Genomic DNA, 15,999 nt, shown 5'->3' with positions numbered 1-15,999 from the left:
TGGACATGACGAGCCCGCAGCATTCTCCCGAGCCCCCGCACGAGCCGGCCGCATCGCAGATTTCGCAGCCAGCGGCTGAGTTTAAGACCACGTCTGACTCAAAGACAGACGCCGGTTCCATCGGACTTATCATCCTGGTCATCTTGGCAGTGATTGCCAGCCTGGTCATGCTCATTTCAGGCTCGGCCAATGCCCTTAAAATTGCGTTGCTGGCATCCTTGTGGGCTGCGGTGCTGGGCTTCTTCCTTGTGGTGCGCTACCGCCGCCAGGCCCAGGAAGCCAAGGAACTGTTAGACGTGGAACGTGCTCACGCTGCGTCCACCCTGACGGCCTCCGGTGCGGGAGCCGCGGACAACAGCGAGGTTCTCGCAGAAATCCGCTCTGAGCTCGAAGCCATCCGCACTCAGATTGAGGAGATCTCGGGCCGCGAATGGGTCTACGAACCCGCAGCCCTGTATGCGGAGGCTCGCCGCATCCAGGAGCTGGAGCGCAAGGCTGGCAGCGCCGGCGTGGATGAGCGCGGCGATGCCAACTCCGTGAACTTCACCCAGAAGTCTGGCGGTGCCCCGACTGCCGACGCCGTCGCGGGCCGCCTTGGCACCCAGCCCACCCATCCCGTGAGCAACCCGCTGGATAACCTGATTGCGGAGAAACCCGCGGCCAAGCCTGCCGGTAAGCCACAGCCGCAGCCGGCGGAGCAGCCAACTGGTCAGCAACAGCCGCAGCGCTCGCAGCAACAGCCGCAGCGCTCGCAGGAGCAGGGAGCACGACCGGCACCGTTTGGCGAGCCGCGCTCCTCGCAGGGCCAGGCCCCGGCATTCCGCCCGATGGGCGAGCCGCGCCGAGAGGACCAGCCCGCGCAGCCGACGCAGACGCCGCAACCGACGCGATCTGCACAGACGCCGAAGCCAGTGCAATCGGACCACGTCACGCAGGCGCCGAAGCCTGCGCAGTCTGCTCAATCGGTTAAGCGCGCAGCAGATGGTCCGTCGACTGAGACGACGACGCAGCAGCAGCCGGAGTTCAAGACCGATAGCTTCCAAGCCGTGCAGTGGAACCAGGGTGCTGCAGGTGCGCAGCACGTCAAGGAGGATGCTGGCTCCGCGCGGCCGCACCACCGTCACCGCAAGCCGGAGGCAGACAGCGCGCAGCAGGCAGCGCGGGCAGAGGACACTCGCGGCCGCCGCCGCAGTGATGAGAAGCGCGAGGGCGCGGTCTCCGTGGCTGAGCTCATGGCGCGAAGCAAGCGCGGAAAGGAACAGCGGAACAAGGACGACAAGAAGTAGATGCAGGCACCACGCATGCGGGTGGCGGTGTGGGGTGATTCCCGAGCCGGCATTCACTTCGCCCTCCGTCTGGAGATGGCTGGCCACACCATTGAGAAGCTTGAGGACCCCGCCCAGCTGGACCGCTTCGATGCGCTGATTCTCGCCGCGACGGCGAGGGAGCTGGAGGCAGCTGTGGGGGATGTGGTCCCGCACGTGCGCCCGAGACAGATCGTCATCCACACCTCGTTGTTGGCCGGTGTGGAAGCGCTCGATGAGCTGGAGACGCAGGGCTGCGTGACGATTGCCGCAGCGCCAATGGGTGACTCCTACGCGGTGAGCTCACCCGATGAGGTAGCGGAGACCGTCATTAGTCTGTTGCTTTCAGAGATTCACCAGACCGCAGAAACGGTGCCTGAGGTACAACGTGCCGAGCGAGCCGCGCGGCTGTTCTACGCGGAAATGCTCGCTGCACTCACCGCGTGGGCGTCGATAAAGGCGGGGATTATCGAAGATTTTATGGGCAGCTCCTTCGACCTCGACGCCGATGACATTATCGATGCCTACCCCGCCGCCGTGGAGATCGGCATGGCGCGCAACTACCGCGATGTTGCCCGGATGGTGGGCGAGCAGGAGAAGATTGAAGAACTGGAACTGTGGGCAGTAAGAAAGGAAGCGCCGTGGCAGAGCAACTCCTAGTGGAGGACATCGAGCGCATCCGCATGGTCGGCAGTGCCTACCGCAAGACAGGCAAGCGGGTGGTGCTCGTGCCGCTGGGCCGTGACATCCATGCGGGTCACTTGGCTCTGGTGCAGGCAGCACAGCGCGTGCGTGGAGGCGTGGTTGTCGTCGCCGTTGACGACGACGCTGACATCACCGCCCTCGACGGCGTCGACGTGGTGTGGCGCTATGGCACGCAGAGCCAGCGCACGCGGATCCTCGCGCCCGATCACGGCATGGAAGATGTGAGCGCGGAGTTGACCCGCATTGTGGCGCTGACCTGTGCTTTGGGTCCCAGCGATGTGTTCATGGGGGAGAAGGACTACGAGCTGCTCGTGGCTACCCAACAAGCTTTTACGGACCTTCACATCGGGGTGCGTGTGCAGGGCGTGCCCTCGGTGCGCATGCCGGATGGGGTGGTGATGAGCCTACGCAACGCTGACGTGGCACCCGAAGCACGCGAGCAAGCCTGCGCCTTGTCAGCGGCACTCACCGCCGGTGCGTACGCGGCGGAATCCGGGGCTGAAGAGGTCGTCCGCGTGGCACGTGAGGTGCTCACTGCCGCAGGCGTCGAGCCGGAATACGTGGAGCTGCGCGGGCGCGACCTGGGTGAGGCCCCCGCAGAGGGCGATGCCCGCCTCTTTATCGCAGCCACCATTGGTGGCGTGCGGCTCATCGACAACGCAGGCGTGCCGTTGGGCATTGGCTTCCGCAATCTGGAGCAGCGTGGATAAAAGCCTGTGGCATGCGTTACAACCGGCTAGGTTGGAGGCATGAAGATCGGAATTCTGGGAGCCGGCGCCATCGGCGGATACTTTGGCGGAAAACTGAAAGCAGCGGGCCACGACGTCGCCTTCGTCGCTCGTGGTGAGACCTTGCGGGTGCTGGGAGAGACGGGCGTGACGCTGATCGACGCCCACGCAGAGCCCACCACCACCGAGGTCATTAAGGTCCCGGCTGCGCAATCCTTTGCTGAGGTCAAGAAGCTCTTGGGTGGGCTGGACGTGGCGATTATCGCGTCGAAGGCGCTGCCGGGTAACGAGACCTTTGGCAGCGCTGCAGACCGCGAGGTCCTGCAGGGGATCCCTGTGGTGACCACGCACAACTCGGTAGAGATTCCATACTTAGCGGCCGAGGAATTCGGGGAGGAAAACATCCTCGCCGGTGTTGCTCGCGTCTATGCCACCCGTCTGGGGCCGGCTCAGATCAAGCGCAATCCGGGGCCCTTATCCCTGGCTTTCGGTCCGCTGAGTGCCGATGCACCGGAGTCCCTGTGTCGCACGGGTGAGGAGCTGGCGGCCGCTCTCAAGGAGGCGGGTGCCTCCAGCAAATTCCACGACGCCGCGCTTGTCGACGTCTGGTCGAAAGCCATGTTCGTTACCTCCACAGGTGCCTTAGGCGCCTTGGTGGATAAACCAATTGGTTACCTTTGTCAGGAAATCCCCGGCCAGCTTGAGGCCTTTATGCGCGAAGTCGAGGCAGTTGGACGTGCACTCGGTGTGGACCTGCCCGACAATGTGGTGGAACAGACCATGGAGTTCGCCCGCCAGCAGCACCCGGACAACACGTCCTCCATGCAGCGTGACATCAAAGAAGGTCTACCAAACGAACTTGACGCCCAGGTCGGAGCAATCCGACGCATGGGCGCCAAGGCTGGGGTCAAGACCCCATTGTGGGACTTCGCGCAGGATGTGCTCGAAGCCCAGTTGCGCTCGTCCTAAGGCGAACGCAACAGGTGGTGGTGAGTAGCTCGGGGTGAGCTACTCACCGAGGAGGTTCTTTACTTAGAACCGATCTTGCCGTCCTTCTTCCAGACCACAACCACGGCCGGACGCGGGGTGGAGTTGCCACCGTCAGGCCAGTGGGAGGTAGCGTTCTCGAAGGTGGCGTCATCGGCCTCACCCGGGTGCTGAACGTTGACCATCACGCGGTCATCATCAACAATCGGGCCACAGGTCTCAGCACCAGCCGGGACGGTGAGGAAGCACTTGAGCTCGCCGCGGGTCTCACCGTCGACAGTCACGGCGTACAGACCGTCGTTGGAATCCAGGGCGTTGCCGTCGGTGGAAATCCACAGGTTGCCGTGGCTATCGAAGGCCAGGTTATCCGGGCAGGAAATCGGGGAGACCTTCTCCTTGTCGAAGCCACCGAAGTAGGTGTTGGCTTCCTTCGGGTCACCACAGACCAGCAGAAGGTTCCAGGTGAACTTCTCACCAGCGTGGTCGTCCTCGATCTCCATGACGAGGCCGTTCTTGTTTTCCTTGACCGGAGCGTACTCCATCGGGTCTTCCTGGTTCTTCTTGGCGTTTTCGCCAGTAGCACCGCGGTACTTGTTGTTGGTCAGAGCAACGTAGACCTTGTCGTTGGCCGGGCTGATCTCCACGTCCTCCGGGCGGTCCATCTTGGTAGCGCCGACCTTGTCGGCAGCCTCACGGGTGAAGATGGCAACTTCCTCAGCGGACATGCCATCAACGTGGGACTCGAACTTGTTGTTCTCGGTGTCAGAGGTCAGCAGCTTGACCCACTCACCGGAGCCGTCAAAAGCGCCGTCCTCCGGCAGGACACCGGAACCGTCGATTTCCTTCTCTGGGGAGTTACCTTCCATCTTGGCGACGTAGAGGGTGCCGTGGTCCAGAATGGACATGTTGTGCTTGAGGTCGCCTTCCTTGTACTTCTTGGAGGAGACGAACTTGTAGATGTACTCGAAGCGAGAGTCATCACCGGAGTAGCACACCACGGTGCCGTCCTTGGCGATGTGGATGTTGCCGGCCTCGTGCTTGTAGCGGCCCACTGCGGTGTGCTTAACCGGGGTGGATTCCGGATCGAGCGGGTTGATTTCTACGAGCCAGCCGAAGCGGTTCGGCTCGTTCGGCTCCTTGGTGACGTCGAAGCGGTCATCGTACTTCTCCCACTTACGATCGGACGGGCCCTCTTTGATGCCGAAACGCTTGAGGGACTCGGCAGCCTTCTCATCCTTGACGTCGCCACCAGCGAAGTACTGGTCGAAGTTCTCCTCGCCGGACAGCATGGTGTTCCACGGGGTCACGCCACCGGAGCAGTTGTTGAGGGTACCGAGGACCTTCTCGCCCTTCTGGTCAGCAGAAGTCTTGACAAAGTCAGAGCCCTTTGCCGGACCAACCAGGGTGAACGGGGTGGTGGCGGTGATACGGCGGTTGAGCGGACCGAATTCGCGCTTGAGCTCACCGGTGTCGCCCACCTTGGAGACCTCGAGGATGGTGTGGCCGTGGCCAGCCCAACCAATCTTGACCTGCTCTTCGGTCGGGTTCTCCGGATCGTAGTCCGGGAACATCATCGGCTCGGTGGTGTACTCGTGGGAGCACATGTAGATGAGGCGGTTCTTGTCATCTGGGTGCTCGATGAGGCCTGCGAAGTCATTGTTGAAGCCGAACTGCTTCTCAGCAGCCTCGGCGGTCTGGTTGTTGACGTCGAACTCCGGAGCGCCTTCGATGACCGGGTCGCCCCAGGCGATAAGAACGGACTGCTCGTAGCCCTTCGGGATAACAACTTCATCCTTGGTGTTCGGCTCGACCTTCTCGAAGTGCATGCCCTCAGCGGAGGTCAGCTCAATTTCCGATTCCTTGACTTCGGAGGTCTTGCCAGCGGCGCTGCTGCCAGCAGCAGAGTCTTCCTCACCCGGAGCGGCACACGCAGCCAGGGCGGAGGAGCCACCGACGGCGACGACAGCCAAGCCGCCGGCGCGCAGAGCGGTACGACGGGAGAACTGGTCACCGAAGTACGGGTTATCAGAGGTGTTCTCGCATTCGCCGAAGCAGGCGTTACCGCACTTGTAGGTGCAGGTAAGGGAGGAACGAGAAGAAGTGAACATGTTAGTCAAGAGGTTGCGGCCGTGAAGTGCCATGGGAGTGCTCCTGAGATCGTAGTAATTGAGAATCGCAGAGATGTCGTATCGGACCCTCTGAGTTAATCCTGTTAAGGTGACCAGCCGCTTGATCCCTCATGTCTTTGAGGTGAACACTCTGTGAATCGGGATCGCGCCCGCGCATAGGGATCGACTACCCTAGACAACCGTGAGCGAGAAGAAGAATACTGAAGTTAACGACGTCCCTGAGCAGCTGCGCATTCGCCGCGAGAAGCGCGCACGTCTGCTGGAATCCGGCACCGATCCTTACCCGGTGACTGTTGAGCGCACGATCTCCATGAAGGATCTGCGCCAGAAGTACCAGGTGCTGGCTGAAGGCGAAGAGCCTAGTGGTGATGAGGGAGTTACCTACCTTAACGCCGGCGAGGAGACCGACGTTGAGGTTGCTATCGCTGGCCGCCTAATCTTTATGCGCAATACAGGCAAGCTGTGCTTCGCCACCTTGCAGGATGGCGACGGCACCCAGGTACAGGCCATGCTCTCCCTGGCTGAGGTCGGCGAAGAGCGCCTTGCGGCCTGGAAGTCTGACGTCGACTTGGGTGACTTCATCTCCGTGCGTGGCCGCGTTATTGCTTCGCGCCGCGGGGAGCTGTCCGTCATGGCTTCCGCATGGACCATGGCTGCTAAGTCCCTGCGCCCGCTGCCGGTCTCCTTCGCTGACATGAATGAGGAGACCCGCGTTCGCCAGCGCTACAATGACCTCATCGTGCGCGAGGAGGCCCGCAAAAATGCCATGACCCGTGTCAAGGTCATGCGTGCGCTGCGCAATTACCTGGAGGGTGAGGGCTTCGTAGAGATCGAAACCCCGATGCTCCAGACCCTGCATGGCGGTGCGGCTGCCCGCCCCTTCGTAACCCACTCCAATGCGCTGGATATTGACCTTTACCTGCGCATCGCCCCGGAGCTCTTCCTGAAGAGGGCCGTCGTTGGCGGCATTGACCGCGTGTTTGAGATCAACCGCAACTTCCGTAATGAGGGCGTCGACCGCTCCCACTCCCCAGAGTTCGCCATGCTGGAAACCTACGCCGCTTGGGGCGACTACGACGACTGCGCACGTACCACTCGCGAGTCCATCCAGGCCGTGGCCCGCGCCGTCTTCGGCTCCACCACCGTGACGTTGGCTGATGGCACCGAGTATGACTTCGGCGGCGACGAGTGGCCGGAGATTGAGATGTACCCCTCCCTCAATGAGGCTCTGCAGCGCAAGTTCCCGGGCCAGCCCGAGGTCACCATTGACACCGACGTGGAAACGCTGAAGGGCATCGCTGACGTCATTGGTCTTGATGTGCCGAAGAACGGCGGCTGGGGCCACGGCAAGCTGGTCGAGGAAATCTGGGAGGTTCTTTGTGAGGACCAGTTGGAAGGTCCGATCTTTGTGAAGAATTTCCCGGTGGAAACCTCCCCGCTGACCCGTCAGCACCGCTCCAAGCCAGGCGTTACCGAGAAATGGGACCTCTACGTCCGCGGATTCGAGCTTGCTACCGGCTACTCCGAGCTGGTGGACCCGGTTATCCAGCGTGAGCGCTTCGAGGACCAGGCTCGCTTGGCCGCCGGTGGCGATGAGGAAGCCATGGTGTTGGATGAGGACTTCCTGGCAGCCATGGAGCAGGGTATGCCGCCGACAGCCGGCACCGGAATGGGCGTTGACCGTCTGCTCATGGCCCTGACCGGCCTGGGTATTCGTGAGACTGTTCTCTTCCCGATTGTGAAGCCGGAGGCCTAAGCCCACCGGTTTCCGCACAGCCCGCGCACGCCACCCTCTTGGCTGCGCGGGCTTGTTCATGCTGATGGTGCTCCACCGAACTGCAGCTATAGGGCAGATCACGCTGTGAGGCTACGGCCTTTGCACTTTCCGGCACCCCCGGATAGGGAAAATATTGTGACATCTCGCGGGGAGACTGCGATCGTGGAACGATGCAGGTATGAAGAAACTTTTCCCTATTCTCTCCGTCGCGATGATTGCCTGCACCGCGGCGTCCTGCTCTTCTGCTGATGACACTGCCAGCGATGAACCCCAATTCCAGCAAACCTCTACCGCAGCTTCCTCGTCCACCGACGACACTGAATCTTCGGAAGAGAGTCCGTCGCCGACGACCTCTCAGGAAGAAGAAAAGGAAAAGGATGAAGATAGTTCGGGTCTGAAGGAACGCGATCCCCAAGACTTTTTAGCAAGCAGCCTCGAACATTTTCCTAACCCTATTCCGGCCGTAGCTAGTGCCGATGGTCGGGTCCGCTGCCTCATCTATGAGGAGGCTGATGTGCCTACGTGTGCTGTCGATTTTGCTGACCCGCCGATTTACCCTGGGCTCACGCAAATGTCGTGGAGGTCAAACTTGGTGGCATTTCAGGATGACCGGGGCTTCTACCCATCGTGGGCGATTGAGTTCTACACGCCTGGTGAGATGACGCCCCTTAATGAGGGAGAAAGCGTAACCTTTGACACCGTCTCCTTCGAGGCGCCCAGCGCCAACGAGATCACGGTGAAGGCTAAAGGCCATCACTTCACCGTCAAGGATGATGGACAGTACTATTCGGACACCTTCCCGCCGAAGCCAGATGGCAACGGTAACGCCTTCGCAGGAACGGTGTGCGGCCAAATCGAAACGTCGGGTGGGGAAACCGGCAATGTCTATGTCAGGGAAGACGGTACGAACTGCGCAGACGCCATGGAGATTTTGGACAACTATGTCAACCACGACTGGCAATCCGGGGAGGGCGGAAGCCGCGGTATGTTGCCCTCTGACCTAGGTATGTGCAGCTACTCTGCGCCGCGGCTGTGGGAGGACATCCCGGAGAATCGCATGCTTGGCTGCAGTTTGAATAGCGGCGGCGGCGTTGTGGTGATTACTCCGCGCAACATGGGCACACTACAGTAGGGCCAACGCAGCATGAAGCGACTTCTCATTGTCCTTGCAGGTGCTGTTGTGGCAAGCGCCGCGGTGTCGTGTACCTCTGAGGTTTCCGAAAACACGGAATCGAGCTCGCGGTTCACAACAGTGGCACCCGCCGACTCTTCGCAGGCTTCCGAATCTGATGCTTCCGAGGAAGGCCCGCGGCCAACGACCACCACGGGGGAGAACACAGACTCGGACCTTGAGAAACGTAGCCCCGATGAGTTTATCGACACCGAAACCGGGGACTCAGCAGGGACGGTGTACGGCGTGCGTAGCCCCGATGAACGTGTGGCTTGTCTTGTGGATGCGGATGAGGATTTTCTCCGCTGTGACGCTTTCTTTGCGGATCCTCCTCTCTACCCGCAGAACAGCCCTCACTCGTGGAAATCTAACAACGTGTGGTTTGAACCGGAGAAGGGTTTCTTTCCTGCAGTGGCGGGAGGGCTGGCGTCACCTGGTCCGGTGACGCTTGAGCCTGGCAACACCGTCACCATTGGAAGCTTCACTTTTGAAGCCCTGAGCGGCGATGAATTCACCGTGACAAACGGTGAACATCACTTCACAGTCAAGAACGAGGGAGAGTACTACTCAGATACCTTCCCGCCGACACCGGATGCGGACGGCACAGCCGACATCGGAACCATCTGTGGGCAGATTCCAGGTGAAGGCAACGTGTATGCGATGGAAGACGGCACCGATTGCAATCGCGCGATGGACGCTATGAAGGAGTACATGGCTGATAGCACGAGCCGCGCCGAGGGCGGTCAGCGCCAGATTCGAAAGATTGGTGAGGCGTGGTGTTCTTTCTCTGCGCCGAGCAATCAACAAGACATCCCAGAAAACCGTCACTTTGGGTGCAGCCTGAATGGCGGCGGTTCGGTAGTCCTGCTGTAGACCCGCGCACACTCTATGAGTGCAGCCTAGGGCTGGCTGCGCGTCACGGTGAGTTCGTAGGATCCGCTGGGCGTCGTAAAGCACAGCATTGAGGTCCCCTCCGGGATGGCCGCGGTGCTCTGCGGAACGAGCCGGATGGGTCCGTTGGTGCGGCTGCGTGGGGAGGAGAGTTCGGCTGCGAGGAAACTGCCCACGTTGCTCACCATCCACGTATCTTCCTGCTGCCAAAAGCGGAGGAAGTGGCGGTGCATGGAGGCATCATCAGGGGCGAGGGGAAAGTCACCATCGCGGCCCGCCACCAGCTGCTGCCCGGGACGCACGATGATGCTGTTCCCGGCAGGGCTGATGAGGTGGAGCTCCCGCTGCATCCGTTGGGCCCTTTCTCTAGCAGGCAGGTTGGTGTTTACCCTGCCATCTCAACCGACCTGCTCGCTGAAAGTCTGGGGAGTGTCACCCAAGCCACAGTAGCTGCGCTCCGTGTGGCGCCCGTGCACAGCGAGTAGTACTCTATTCCCTTTGCGCTCCGCCACCGTGGCGAGGCGGTGTGGTTGTGGAAAGGTGTTGCTTACTGCATGTCCGCTAAGATCCCTGCGAAGGTCGTTATCAACCTCAGCATCCTCGTGCTAGGGGCCATGGTCATGATCCTCAATGAGACGTCGCTGTCGGTGGCGTTGCCAGCGATCATGGCGGACTTCGGAATCCCTGCCACCAGCGCGCAATGGCTGCTTACCGGCTTTATGCTCACCATGGCTGTGGTGATTCCGACAACAGGTTTCCTCATCGAAAGGCTCACCACTCGCCAGATTTTCCTCGCGTCGACCGGCCTGTTTCTTGTCGGCACGGTGGTGGCAGCACTTGCGCCGAGTTTTGTCATTCTTCTTTTCGGTCGCGTCCTCCAAGCGGGCGGCACGGCGCTAATGATTCCGACGCTCATGACCGTGGCCATGACCCTGGTCCCGCCGCAACGCCGAGGAACCGTGATGGGGATTATTTCCGTCGTGATTTCGGTGGCACCTGCCTTGGGCCCGACGGTTGGTGGCGCGATTCTTCAACGCTATACCTGGCATGTCATTTTCTGGGCCATGGTTCCCCTCATGGCACTCATCTTGGTCGCGGGCCTGTGGCGCTTGAGTAACGTGGGCGAGAGCCGCGACGTGCCGCTGGACGGACTCTCCGTGCTCCTATCCGCCGTTGCTTTTGGCGGGCTGGTCTACGGACTGTCGTCGATTGAGAAGATGCTCAATGGTGGTGCGTGGGTAGAGTTTGCCGTGAGCGTCATCGGAGCCGTCGGGCTCATCGTCTTCATCCTTCGTCAGCGGCGCCTTGCCCTGGATGATCGCGCACTGATGGACTTGCGCCCATTCCACGTTCGCAACTTCACGCTGGCGGTCATTATTCTGCTTGTGTCCTTCGGCCTCATGCTCGGCATGGTGACCGTCTTGCCGATCTACCTGCAGACCACCCTGGGCGCCACGGCATTCGCCACCGGCCTGGCAGTCATGCCGGGCGGTATTTTGCAGGCTTTTCTCTCACCTTTTGTGGGCCGCATCTTCGACTCTTTGGGCCCGCGCCCGCTCATGATTCCAGGGTCGCTGTTTATGGTGGTGAGCCTGTGGCTTATGGCCACGTTGGGTGAGTCCTCGACGCTGTGGATGGTGGTGGGCATGCACGTGCTGTTCTCCTTGGGCATGTGCCTCATGATGACCCCGCTGATGACTACCGCGCTGTCCTCGCTTCCGGAGAAGCTCTACTCTCATGGCTCCGCCATTATGAACACGTTCCAGCAGTTGGCAGGCGCGATGGGTACAGCTTTCCTCGTAGTCTTTCTCACCCGCGGCACGAGTGCGGGTACTGAGGCCGGTTTAAGCCCTGCCGCCGCCACAGCGCAGGGAACGCACTGGGCTTTCCTCTTTGCGGGCGTTGCCGGTATCGTCATCGCGGTGCTGGCACCGCTGCTCAAGCGCGTGGACTAACCGAGGGGACTAGCACAGTGGCAGGCGCAAGCGCGTCTCTTCGGCGTCCTCGCCCCACACCAGTACGGCACTGTCCGAGTCTTCGGCGGCCATGTAGTACAACGGCTCCGCATCGGACAGATCGTAGCTATGCACCGTGCACTGTCCGTTGGAGAGTTCCTGTCCGCCTTGGGCTGGGCCGGCCGCTTCGCGCTTCTCGACGTCCCCATAACTCGCCACCGAGTACGTCACCCCATCACCGGTACAGGTGATTTTGGCTTCCTGTCCGTCCTCTGGCGAGCGGGATTCGCAGGTTGCTCCCTCAAAGCCCTCGCCGCCGGGGTCGGAGCTGAGGAGGCCCTGGTGAGCGTCGACAAGCGCCTGCTCCTGTTCTGACCACGAGGAGCGGCCGATGAAGAACCACAGAAGACCACCGATGAGCAGCAGGGCCAGTACGCCGGTACCGAGCCCTAGCAGGAGTTTTGAGGAAGATTTCTTCTTGGGCTGCGCAGGCTGCTGCTGCGCCGGCTGTTGGACAGGCTGCTGCTGCGCTGGGTGAACGGCAGACTGCGGCGCAGTCGGGGGTGCCTGGTGGTAGGAACCCTGGGAGCGCAGAGCCTCGAGGACGGCTGCGGCGGAAGGGTAGGCCGCATTCGCGCGGAAAGCCGGATACGCAGCAGACAACAGCTGTGCGAGGCGCCCGATAACCTCTTGTGCGGAGGCCCGGGACGGGGTATACGCCGCTTCGGGGCCGACTGTGGCGAGGAACGCCGTCGAGCGATTGCTGGTTAAGATGATGCGCCGTGGATTCAATGCGCGCAGGGCATAACCGGCGCGGTCAAGCTGCAAAAGAAAGTCCACGGCGTCTGCCAGCGGGGCAAACGTGGCCAAAGCCTCTTCCCGGGAGAGATGCCGTGCGCCTACCCCGGAGCCGGTGTAGTCCGAAAGCTGTTCACCCGGGAGACAGCGGCGTACGAAGAACTCTTGCCCGCTAGTCGTTGTGCCGGTTCCCACGATGGGGGCGATGGCGCTGTGCTGAAGCTGCCCGGCCACGCCGGCTTCTCGCAGCACGCCGCGGTGCTCGGCGGAAAACAACTCCACGAGGAGCTGATTCTGAGCGGGGTCCTCAACCAGGAACAACGTGGAACCGGCACCCTGGTCTAGGACGGCGAGTTCGCGCAGCTGGTGCTGGGTAGTGAAGAATTCAGGAAGCGTAGTCACGATGAGAGGAGATCCTTAGGCGGACGATGTGGAACGTCTTTTAGTGTAAGGGACAACACGTCTTGCCACGTAGCAACGCAAGGAAGAAGCACAGCGCTAGCACACAGGCAGGTTTAGGCGGTCCTCTTCGGCATTGGGACCTGCGAGAACGAAGGCAAAACGGGCGGACACTCCGGTGGGGTAGATTCCCCACGTGCCGGGCTGATCGGGGATTTCGGCAGACGTGATGGTGCAGGCCTCACTGCTAAGCTCCTCGACGGTGTCCGGCACGATAGCGTCTCGGTCGTCCTCGGTACCAAAGTCGGCACCGACGAAGATGAGGTCATCGCTTTCGCAAATAATACGGGCCCGTTGGCCCGACTCCGGCTCTGCGGCGCGGCAGTTCATGTCCTTCCATGGCGCGCGGCCAGGGCGTGCGGGGAAGAGCAGTGGGAACTCTTGGGCGAGGACCTTCTCCTCGGCGTCCCAGCCAGTTCCAGCCAGAACCAGGCCACCGGCGACACTGGTCACAAGAAGTATGCCCGCCAGAACTGCGGCGAGAAGGGCGAAGCGACGTCGCGAGGGGGCAGTCGCGGCATTCTCGCCCGCTGAGGTGGCTGCGCGTGCGGGAACGGCGTTGGCGGGCGTGGTGGATGGTGCTGTGCCCCGCGAGGAAGGTTGCGGTGCCGTGACAGGGCCTTCCGTGTCCGCTGCAGCGGCCAGTGCTTCCATCATCTCGGTGGAAGTGGCAAAGCGCAGCTGCGGATCCGGGTGGAGCGCGGTGGCGAAGAAGGCGTTGAGGGAGGGTGCCGAGGGGCCGTCGGCAAGCGCCAAGTTCTGCGGTGTCAGTTCCGGGATGACGCGGCTGTGAGCCCACTGCTGCGGGCTCGTAGCGCGACGTAAGTTAACCAAGGTAAGCATTTCCAGCGCGATGAGTGCCAGGGAGTAGCGGTCACTGGCCGCCGTGGGCTGCGGCGGGGCCTGCGCTAACTGGGTGGGGTAGAGCTCTGGGGCCATGTATGCATCGGTGCCAACGCGCAGGCCCTCGCGGGTCATCCGGGTAGCGTCCTCATTGATGGCGATGCCAAAATCCGCGAGCATGACAGTGCATCCTTCGTCACTCGCATCACTATCCGCGATGATGTTCGCGGGTTTGACATCGCGGTGAATGACCGGGGAGGGAAGCGCCGCCAAATAATCCAGAGCTTGCGCGATGGGCGTCAGCAGATGCACGGTCTGCTCCACCGTGAACTTGGAATTCTCCAAGATCCGGCGGTTGATGCGCGCCTCCAAACTAGGCCCACGCAGGAACTTCATGACGAAATACGGTACGCCGCCAGGAGTAATGTCTCCGTCGTAGATGGGGACGATAGCTGGGTGATCCAGCGCTGCCACCGTGCGCATCTCCGCCATGAAGCGGCGGACCTCCGCATCGTCCCCAGTCGCATGCTGGGCAATAACCTTGATGGCCACCTCGCGGTCGAGGCTTTCCTTGCGGGCAAAAACAATGGTGCCCATGCCGCCGGCGCCGATCTGATGGAATTGCGAATAGCCTTTGGCACTGAGCGCAGGCTCAAGATCCAAAGGTAGGCCGGAGGCGGTGGGCTGCGCGTTCATTGCTAGGCCGCCACGATGATGGGCTGACGGATGAGGAAAGGTTCATAGCCCGCCTGACGGATGGTGATTTCGGCGGTGAAGCTGCCGGCTTCCTGAAGGGCTGCGGCCAATGTGCAGACGCCGAAATTACAGCTCACAGTGCTCTGAGTGGCTTCGTCGAGATGATTATTCCCTTCGCCATCCAACAGGGCAACGTGCCATTCGGCGTTATTCTCCAAGTCTGCCTCGTCGTCGCTGAGGTTCATCGCCTGGGCATTGAGAACGAACACACCGCCGACAGCCCACTGCAACACACCGGTGGGTGCCGAGCCACTTACGGTGCCGTCATAGCCGGAGTTGTCCACCACCGCACGCAGCATTCCGAAGCCATATTCTTCCAGATCAGAGTAATTTGCGGTGATTTCATCGACCGGCCCTGGACCTGGCTGTTTGGTGGTAATAAGGAATGAACCATCCGCTTGGCGCAGATGTAGCCCGGTAGGCTCTGCGCTTTTTGATGCCTCCGCCGCCGTCGGCGTCGCATCCGACCGGGATGTGGTGCCGTTGACTGTGAACTTCGGCGCATCCTCAGCGGTGTCCTTGTCCGTGGCGCACGCCGACAGTGTGACGAGTGCTAAGCCAAGAGCGGCCAGCGTGCGCAGCGAGAACGGGGAGAGCATGAGAGTGGACAGATCCTTGCAGCGTGGAGAAAACAGAATCAGACAAAGAGTACCAGTACTGCGCAGGAATCCAAGGTCAAATCAAGAAATGATGACTGAATTGTTATGAAAGGTGTGCATAGTATTGGGGGTGGGCCGCGGCGAACTGCGCCAGGACGATGCGCCACGAAATCTTCTGCCCCGGCTGAAATTGAGGCACGCCGAGCTTCTGCAGAGTTTCCGCCAGAGTTTGAATCTTGCGCTCAACCTTCTTTTCGGTCCACTCCAAGGTTTCGGCGAGCTCGCGCTGGGTTCCCACAACCACGCGTGGTTCAGCAGCGGGATCATCGATGAGAGGTTGGGCCAGAGCCTTGAGTAGGAGGCACTGCTCCTCGTTGGGTTCAAAGACGTGGGTTGTGAATGGGCCATCCGGTGGCAGGCTAGGTTCAGGGCTCCGTAGCGGTTGCATGACGGTAAGCTCGCATTCGTAGCTCATCGTGGCGGTGGAGAAATACAGCGTTGATGTTCCCGGGTGTAGTACTTCGATGCTGCCGGGACTCAGCACCGTGCGGCCATAGCCGCAGGAGGCCGGTGGCTGAATGGTGGCGGCGACGAAGCTGCCAATGTTTTTGAGGAACCACTGGGCGCCGTTGGACCATACCTGCAGGAATGTGCGGTGCATGGCTGGGTCGTCGGCGGCAAGGAGGATATCGCCCTGACGGCCCAAGGTGGCGGACTCGGTAACGCTAAGAAGCTGCGAGTGGCCAATAAGATCGTCGACAAGCAAGGCTCCCTGCTGTGGCTGCGACATGGTGACTGGCTCCTCCCTCAACGTGTCAACAGTGCTAACTAGGAGGTTAGTGTACTTCATGACCTGCGGTGGGAGGTTTATAGAGGGGCAGAGCACCTCGCCAATAG

At 61.2% G+C, this 15,999-nt stretch carries 14 protein-coding genes; 8 read left to right on the top strand and 6 right to left on the bottom strand.

The features are described 5' to 3' along the window. The first annotated feature begins 5 nt into the window (after window positions 1-5). The 4 genes from I6J26_RS04420 to I6J26_RS04405 are packed head-to-tail and all read left to right on the top strand — an operon-like array spanning window position 6 to window position 3,706. Window positions 6-1,286: a DUF6779 domain-containing protein gene (locus I6J26_RS04420; RefSeq protein ID WP_115023641.1), complete on the top strand. Its 1,281-nt coding sequence runs from the start codon at window positions 6-8 to the stop codon at window positions 1,284-1,286. Further along, a complete protein-coding gene (locus tag I6J26_RS04415; RefSeq protein WP_115023639.1) occupies window positions 1,287-1,964 on the top strand; it encodes a hypothetical protein in 678 nt (225 codons plus the stop codon). Then, window positions 1,946-2,719, top strand: coding sequence for a pantoate--beta-alanine ligase (locus I6J26_RS04410; protein ID WP_343215971.1), 774 nt, complete (start codon window positions 1,946-1,948; stop codon window positions 2,717-2,719). Before I6J26_RS04415 ends, I6J26_RS04410 begins: the two co-directional genes overlap by 19 nt. A 39-nt stretch (window positions 2,720-2,758) precedes the next feature. Further along, complete coding sequence (locus I6J26_RS04405) at window positions 2,759-3,706, top strand: 2-dehydropantoate 2-reductase (protein ID WP_115023637.1); 948 nt, start codon at window positions 2,759-2,761, stop codon at window positions 3,704-3,706. Window positions 3,707-3,765: 59 nt separating this feature from the next. Here I6J26_RS04405 and I6J26_RS04400 read toward each other — a convergent pair whose 3' ends face one another. Then, window positions 3,766-5,865, bottom strand: coding sequence for a PhoX family protein (locus tag I6J26_RS04400; RefSeq protein ID WP_115023634.1), 2,100 nt, complete (start codon window positions 5,863-5,865; stop codon window positions 3,766-3,768). A gap of 169 nt (window positions 5,866-6,034) precedes the next feature. Here I6J26_RS04400 and lysS point away from each other — a divergent pair, with 169 nt between their 5' ends. The 3 genes from lysS (at window position 6,035) to I6J26_RS04385 (ending at window position 9,674) form a co-directional block, all read left to right on the top strand. Continuing rightward, complete coding sequence (gene lysS / locus I6J26_RS04395; RefSeq protein WP_115023632.1) at window positions 6,035-7,609, top strand: lysine--tRNA ligase; 1,575 nt, start codon at window positions 6,035-6,037, stop codon at window positions 7,607-7,609. 199 nt (window positions 7,610-7,808) lie between these two features. Then, entirely contained in the window at window positions 7,809-8,762 is a 954-nt protein-coding gene (locus I6J26_RS04390) for a hypothetical protein (RefSeq protein WP_115023630.1), read from the top strand. Window positions 8,763-8,774: 12 nt separating this feature from the next. Next, window positions 8,775-9,674, top strand: coding sequence for a hypothetical protein (locus I6J26_RS04385; protein ID WP_115023628.1), 900 nt, complete (start codon window positions 8,775-8,777; stop codon window positions 9,672-9,674). A gap of 26 nt (window positions 9,675-9,700) precedes the next feature. On the opposite strand, the gene I6J26_RS04380 is transcribed toward I6J26_RS04385, so the two are convergent. Beyond that, window positions 9,701-10,042, bottom strand: a complete 342-nt coding sequence (locus I6J26_RS04380; protein ID WP_115023626.1) for a hypothetical protein — start codon at window positions 10,040-10,042, stop codon at window positions 9,701-9,703. A 204-nt stretch (window positions 10,043-10,246) separates the two neighbouring features. On the opposite strand from I6J26_RS04380, the gene I6J26_RS04375 reads away from it, so the two are divergent. After that, window positions 10,247-11,647, top strand: coding sequence for an MDR family MFS transporter (locus I6J26_RS04375; protein ID WP_115023624.1), 1,401 nt, complete (start codon window positions 10,247-10,249; stop codon window positions 11,645-11,647). Window positions 11,648-11,656: 9 nt separating this feature from the next. Here I6J26_RS04375 and I6J26_RS04370 read toward each other — a convergent pair whose 3' ends face one another. The 4 genes from I6J26_RS04370 to I6J26_RS04355 all read right to left on the bottom strand — a co-directional run bounded on the left by I6J26_RS04370 (window position 11,657) and on the right by I6J26_RS04355 (window position 15,892). After that, a complete protein-coding gene (locus tag I6J26_RS04370) occupies window positions 11,657-12,847 on the bottom strand; it encodes a serine/threonine protein kinase (protein WP_115023622.1) in 1,191 nt (396 codons plus the stop codon). Window positions 12,848-12,943: 96 nt separating this feature from the next. After that, window positions 12,944-14,443 carry a serine/threonine-protein kinase gene (locus tag I6J26_RS04365; RefSeq protein WP_115023620.1) on the bottom strand — a complete coding sequence of 500 codons (1,500 nt, stop codon included), beginning with the start codon at window positions 14,441-14,443 and terminating at the stop codon, window positions 12,944-12,946. A gap of 2 nt (window positions 14,444-14,445) precedes the next feature. Then, window positions 14,446-15,102, bottom strand: a complete 657-nt coding sequence (locus I6J26_RS04360) for a hypothetical protein (protein ID WP_115023618.1) — start codon at window positions 15,100-15,102, stop codon at window positions 14,446-14,448. A gap of 103 nt (window positions 15,103-15,205) precedes the next feature. Beyond that, window positions 15,206-15,892 (bottom strand): hypothetical protein, encoded by a 687-nt coding sequence (locus tag I6J26_RS04355; protein ID WP_147279347.1) that lies wholly within the window; start codon window positions 15,890-15,892, stop codon window positions 15,206-15,208. Window positions 15,893-15,999: the final 107 nt, after the last annotated feature.

Origin of the sequence: Corynebacterium minutissimum, assembly GCF_016889765.1 — a bacterium.
GTDB lineage: Bacteria > Actinomycetota > Actinomycetes > Mycobacteriales > Mycobacteriaceae > Corynebacterium > Corynebacterium minutissimum_B.
The sequence above is the reverse complement of the archived record's forward strand: the minus strand, read 5'-3'. Positions and strand labels throughout refer to the sequence as shown.

Excerpts from the sequence above, each read along its gene's own strand:
- I6J26_RS04420 (WP_115023641.1), top strand. The coding sequence starts at position 6 with ATGACGAGCCCGCAGCATTCTCCCGAGCCCCCGCACGAGCCGGCCGCA.
- I6J26_RS04415 (WP_115023639.1), top strand. The coding sequence starts at position 1,287 with ATGCAGGCACCACGCATGCGGGTGGCGGTGTGGGGTGATTCCCGAGCC.
- I6J26_RS04405 (WP_115023637.1), top strand. The coding sequence starts at position 2,759 with ATGAAGATCGGAATTCTGGGAGCCGGCGCCATCGGCGGATACTTTGGC.
- I6J26_RS04400 (WP_115023634.1), bottom strand. The coding sequence starts at position 5,865 with ATGGCACTTCACGGCCGCAACCTCTTGACTAACATGTTCACTTCTTCT.
- I6J26_RS04390 (WP_115023630.1), top strand. The coding sequence starts at position 7,809 with ATGAAGAAACTTTTCCCTATTCTCTCCGTCGCGATGATTGCCTGCACC.
- I6J26_RS04385 (WP_115023628.1), top strand. The coding sequence starts at position 8,775 with ATGAAGCGACTTCTCATTGTCCTTGCAGGTGCTGTTGTGGCAAGCGCC.
- I6J26_RS04380 (WP_115023626.1), bottom strand. The coding sequence starts at position 10,042 with ATGCAGCGGGAGCTCCACCTCATCAGCCCTGCCGGGAACAGCATCATC.
- I6J26_RS04375 (WP_115023624.1), top strand. The coding sequence starts at position 10,247 with ATGTCCGCTAAGATCCCTGCGAAGGTCGTTATCAACCTCAGCATCCTC.
- I6J26_RS04365 (WP_115023620.1), bottom strand. The coding sequence starts at position 14,443 with ATGAACGCGCAGCCCACCGCCTCCGGCCTACCTTTGGATCTTGAGCCT.
- I6J26_RS04360 (WP_115023618.1), bottom strand. The coding sequence starts at position 15,102 with ATGCTCTCCCCGTTCTCGCTGCGCACGCTGGCCGCTCTTGGCTTAGCA.
- I6J26_RS04355 (WP_147279347.1), bottom strand. The coding sequence starts at position 15,892 with ATGTCGCAGCCACAGCAGGGAGCCTTGCTTGTCGACGATCTTATTGGC.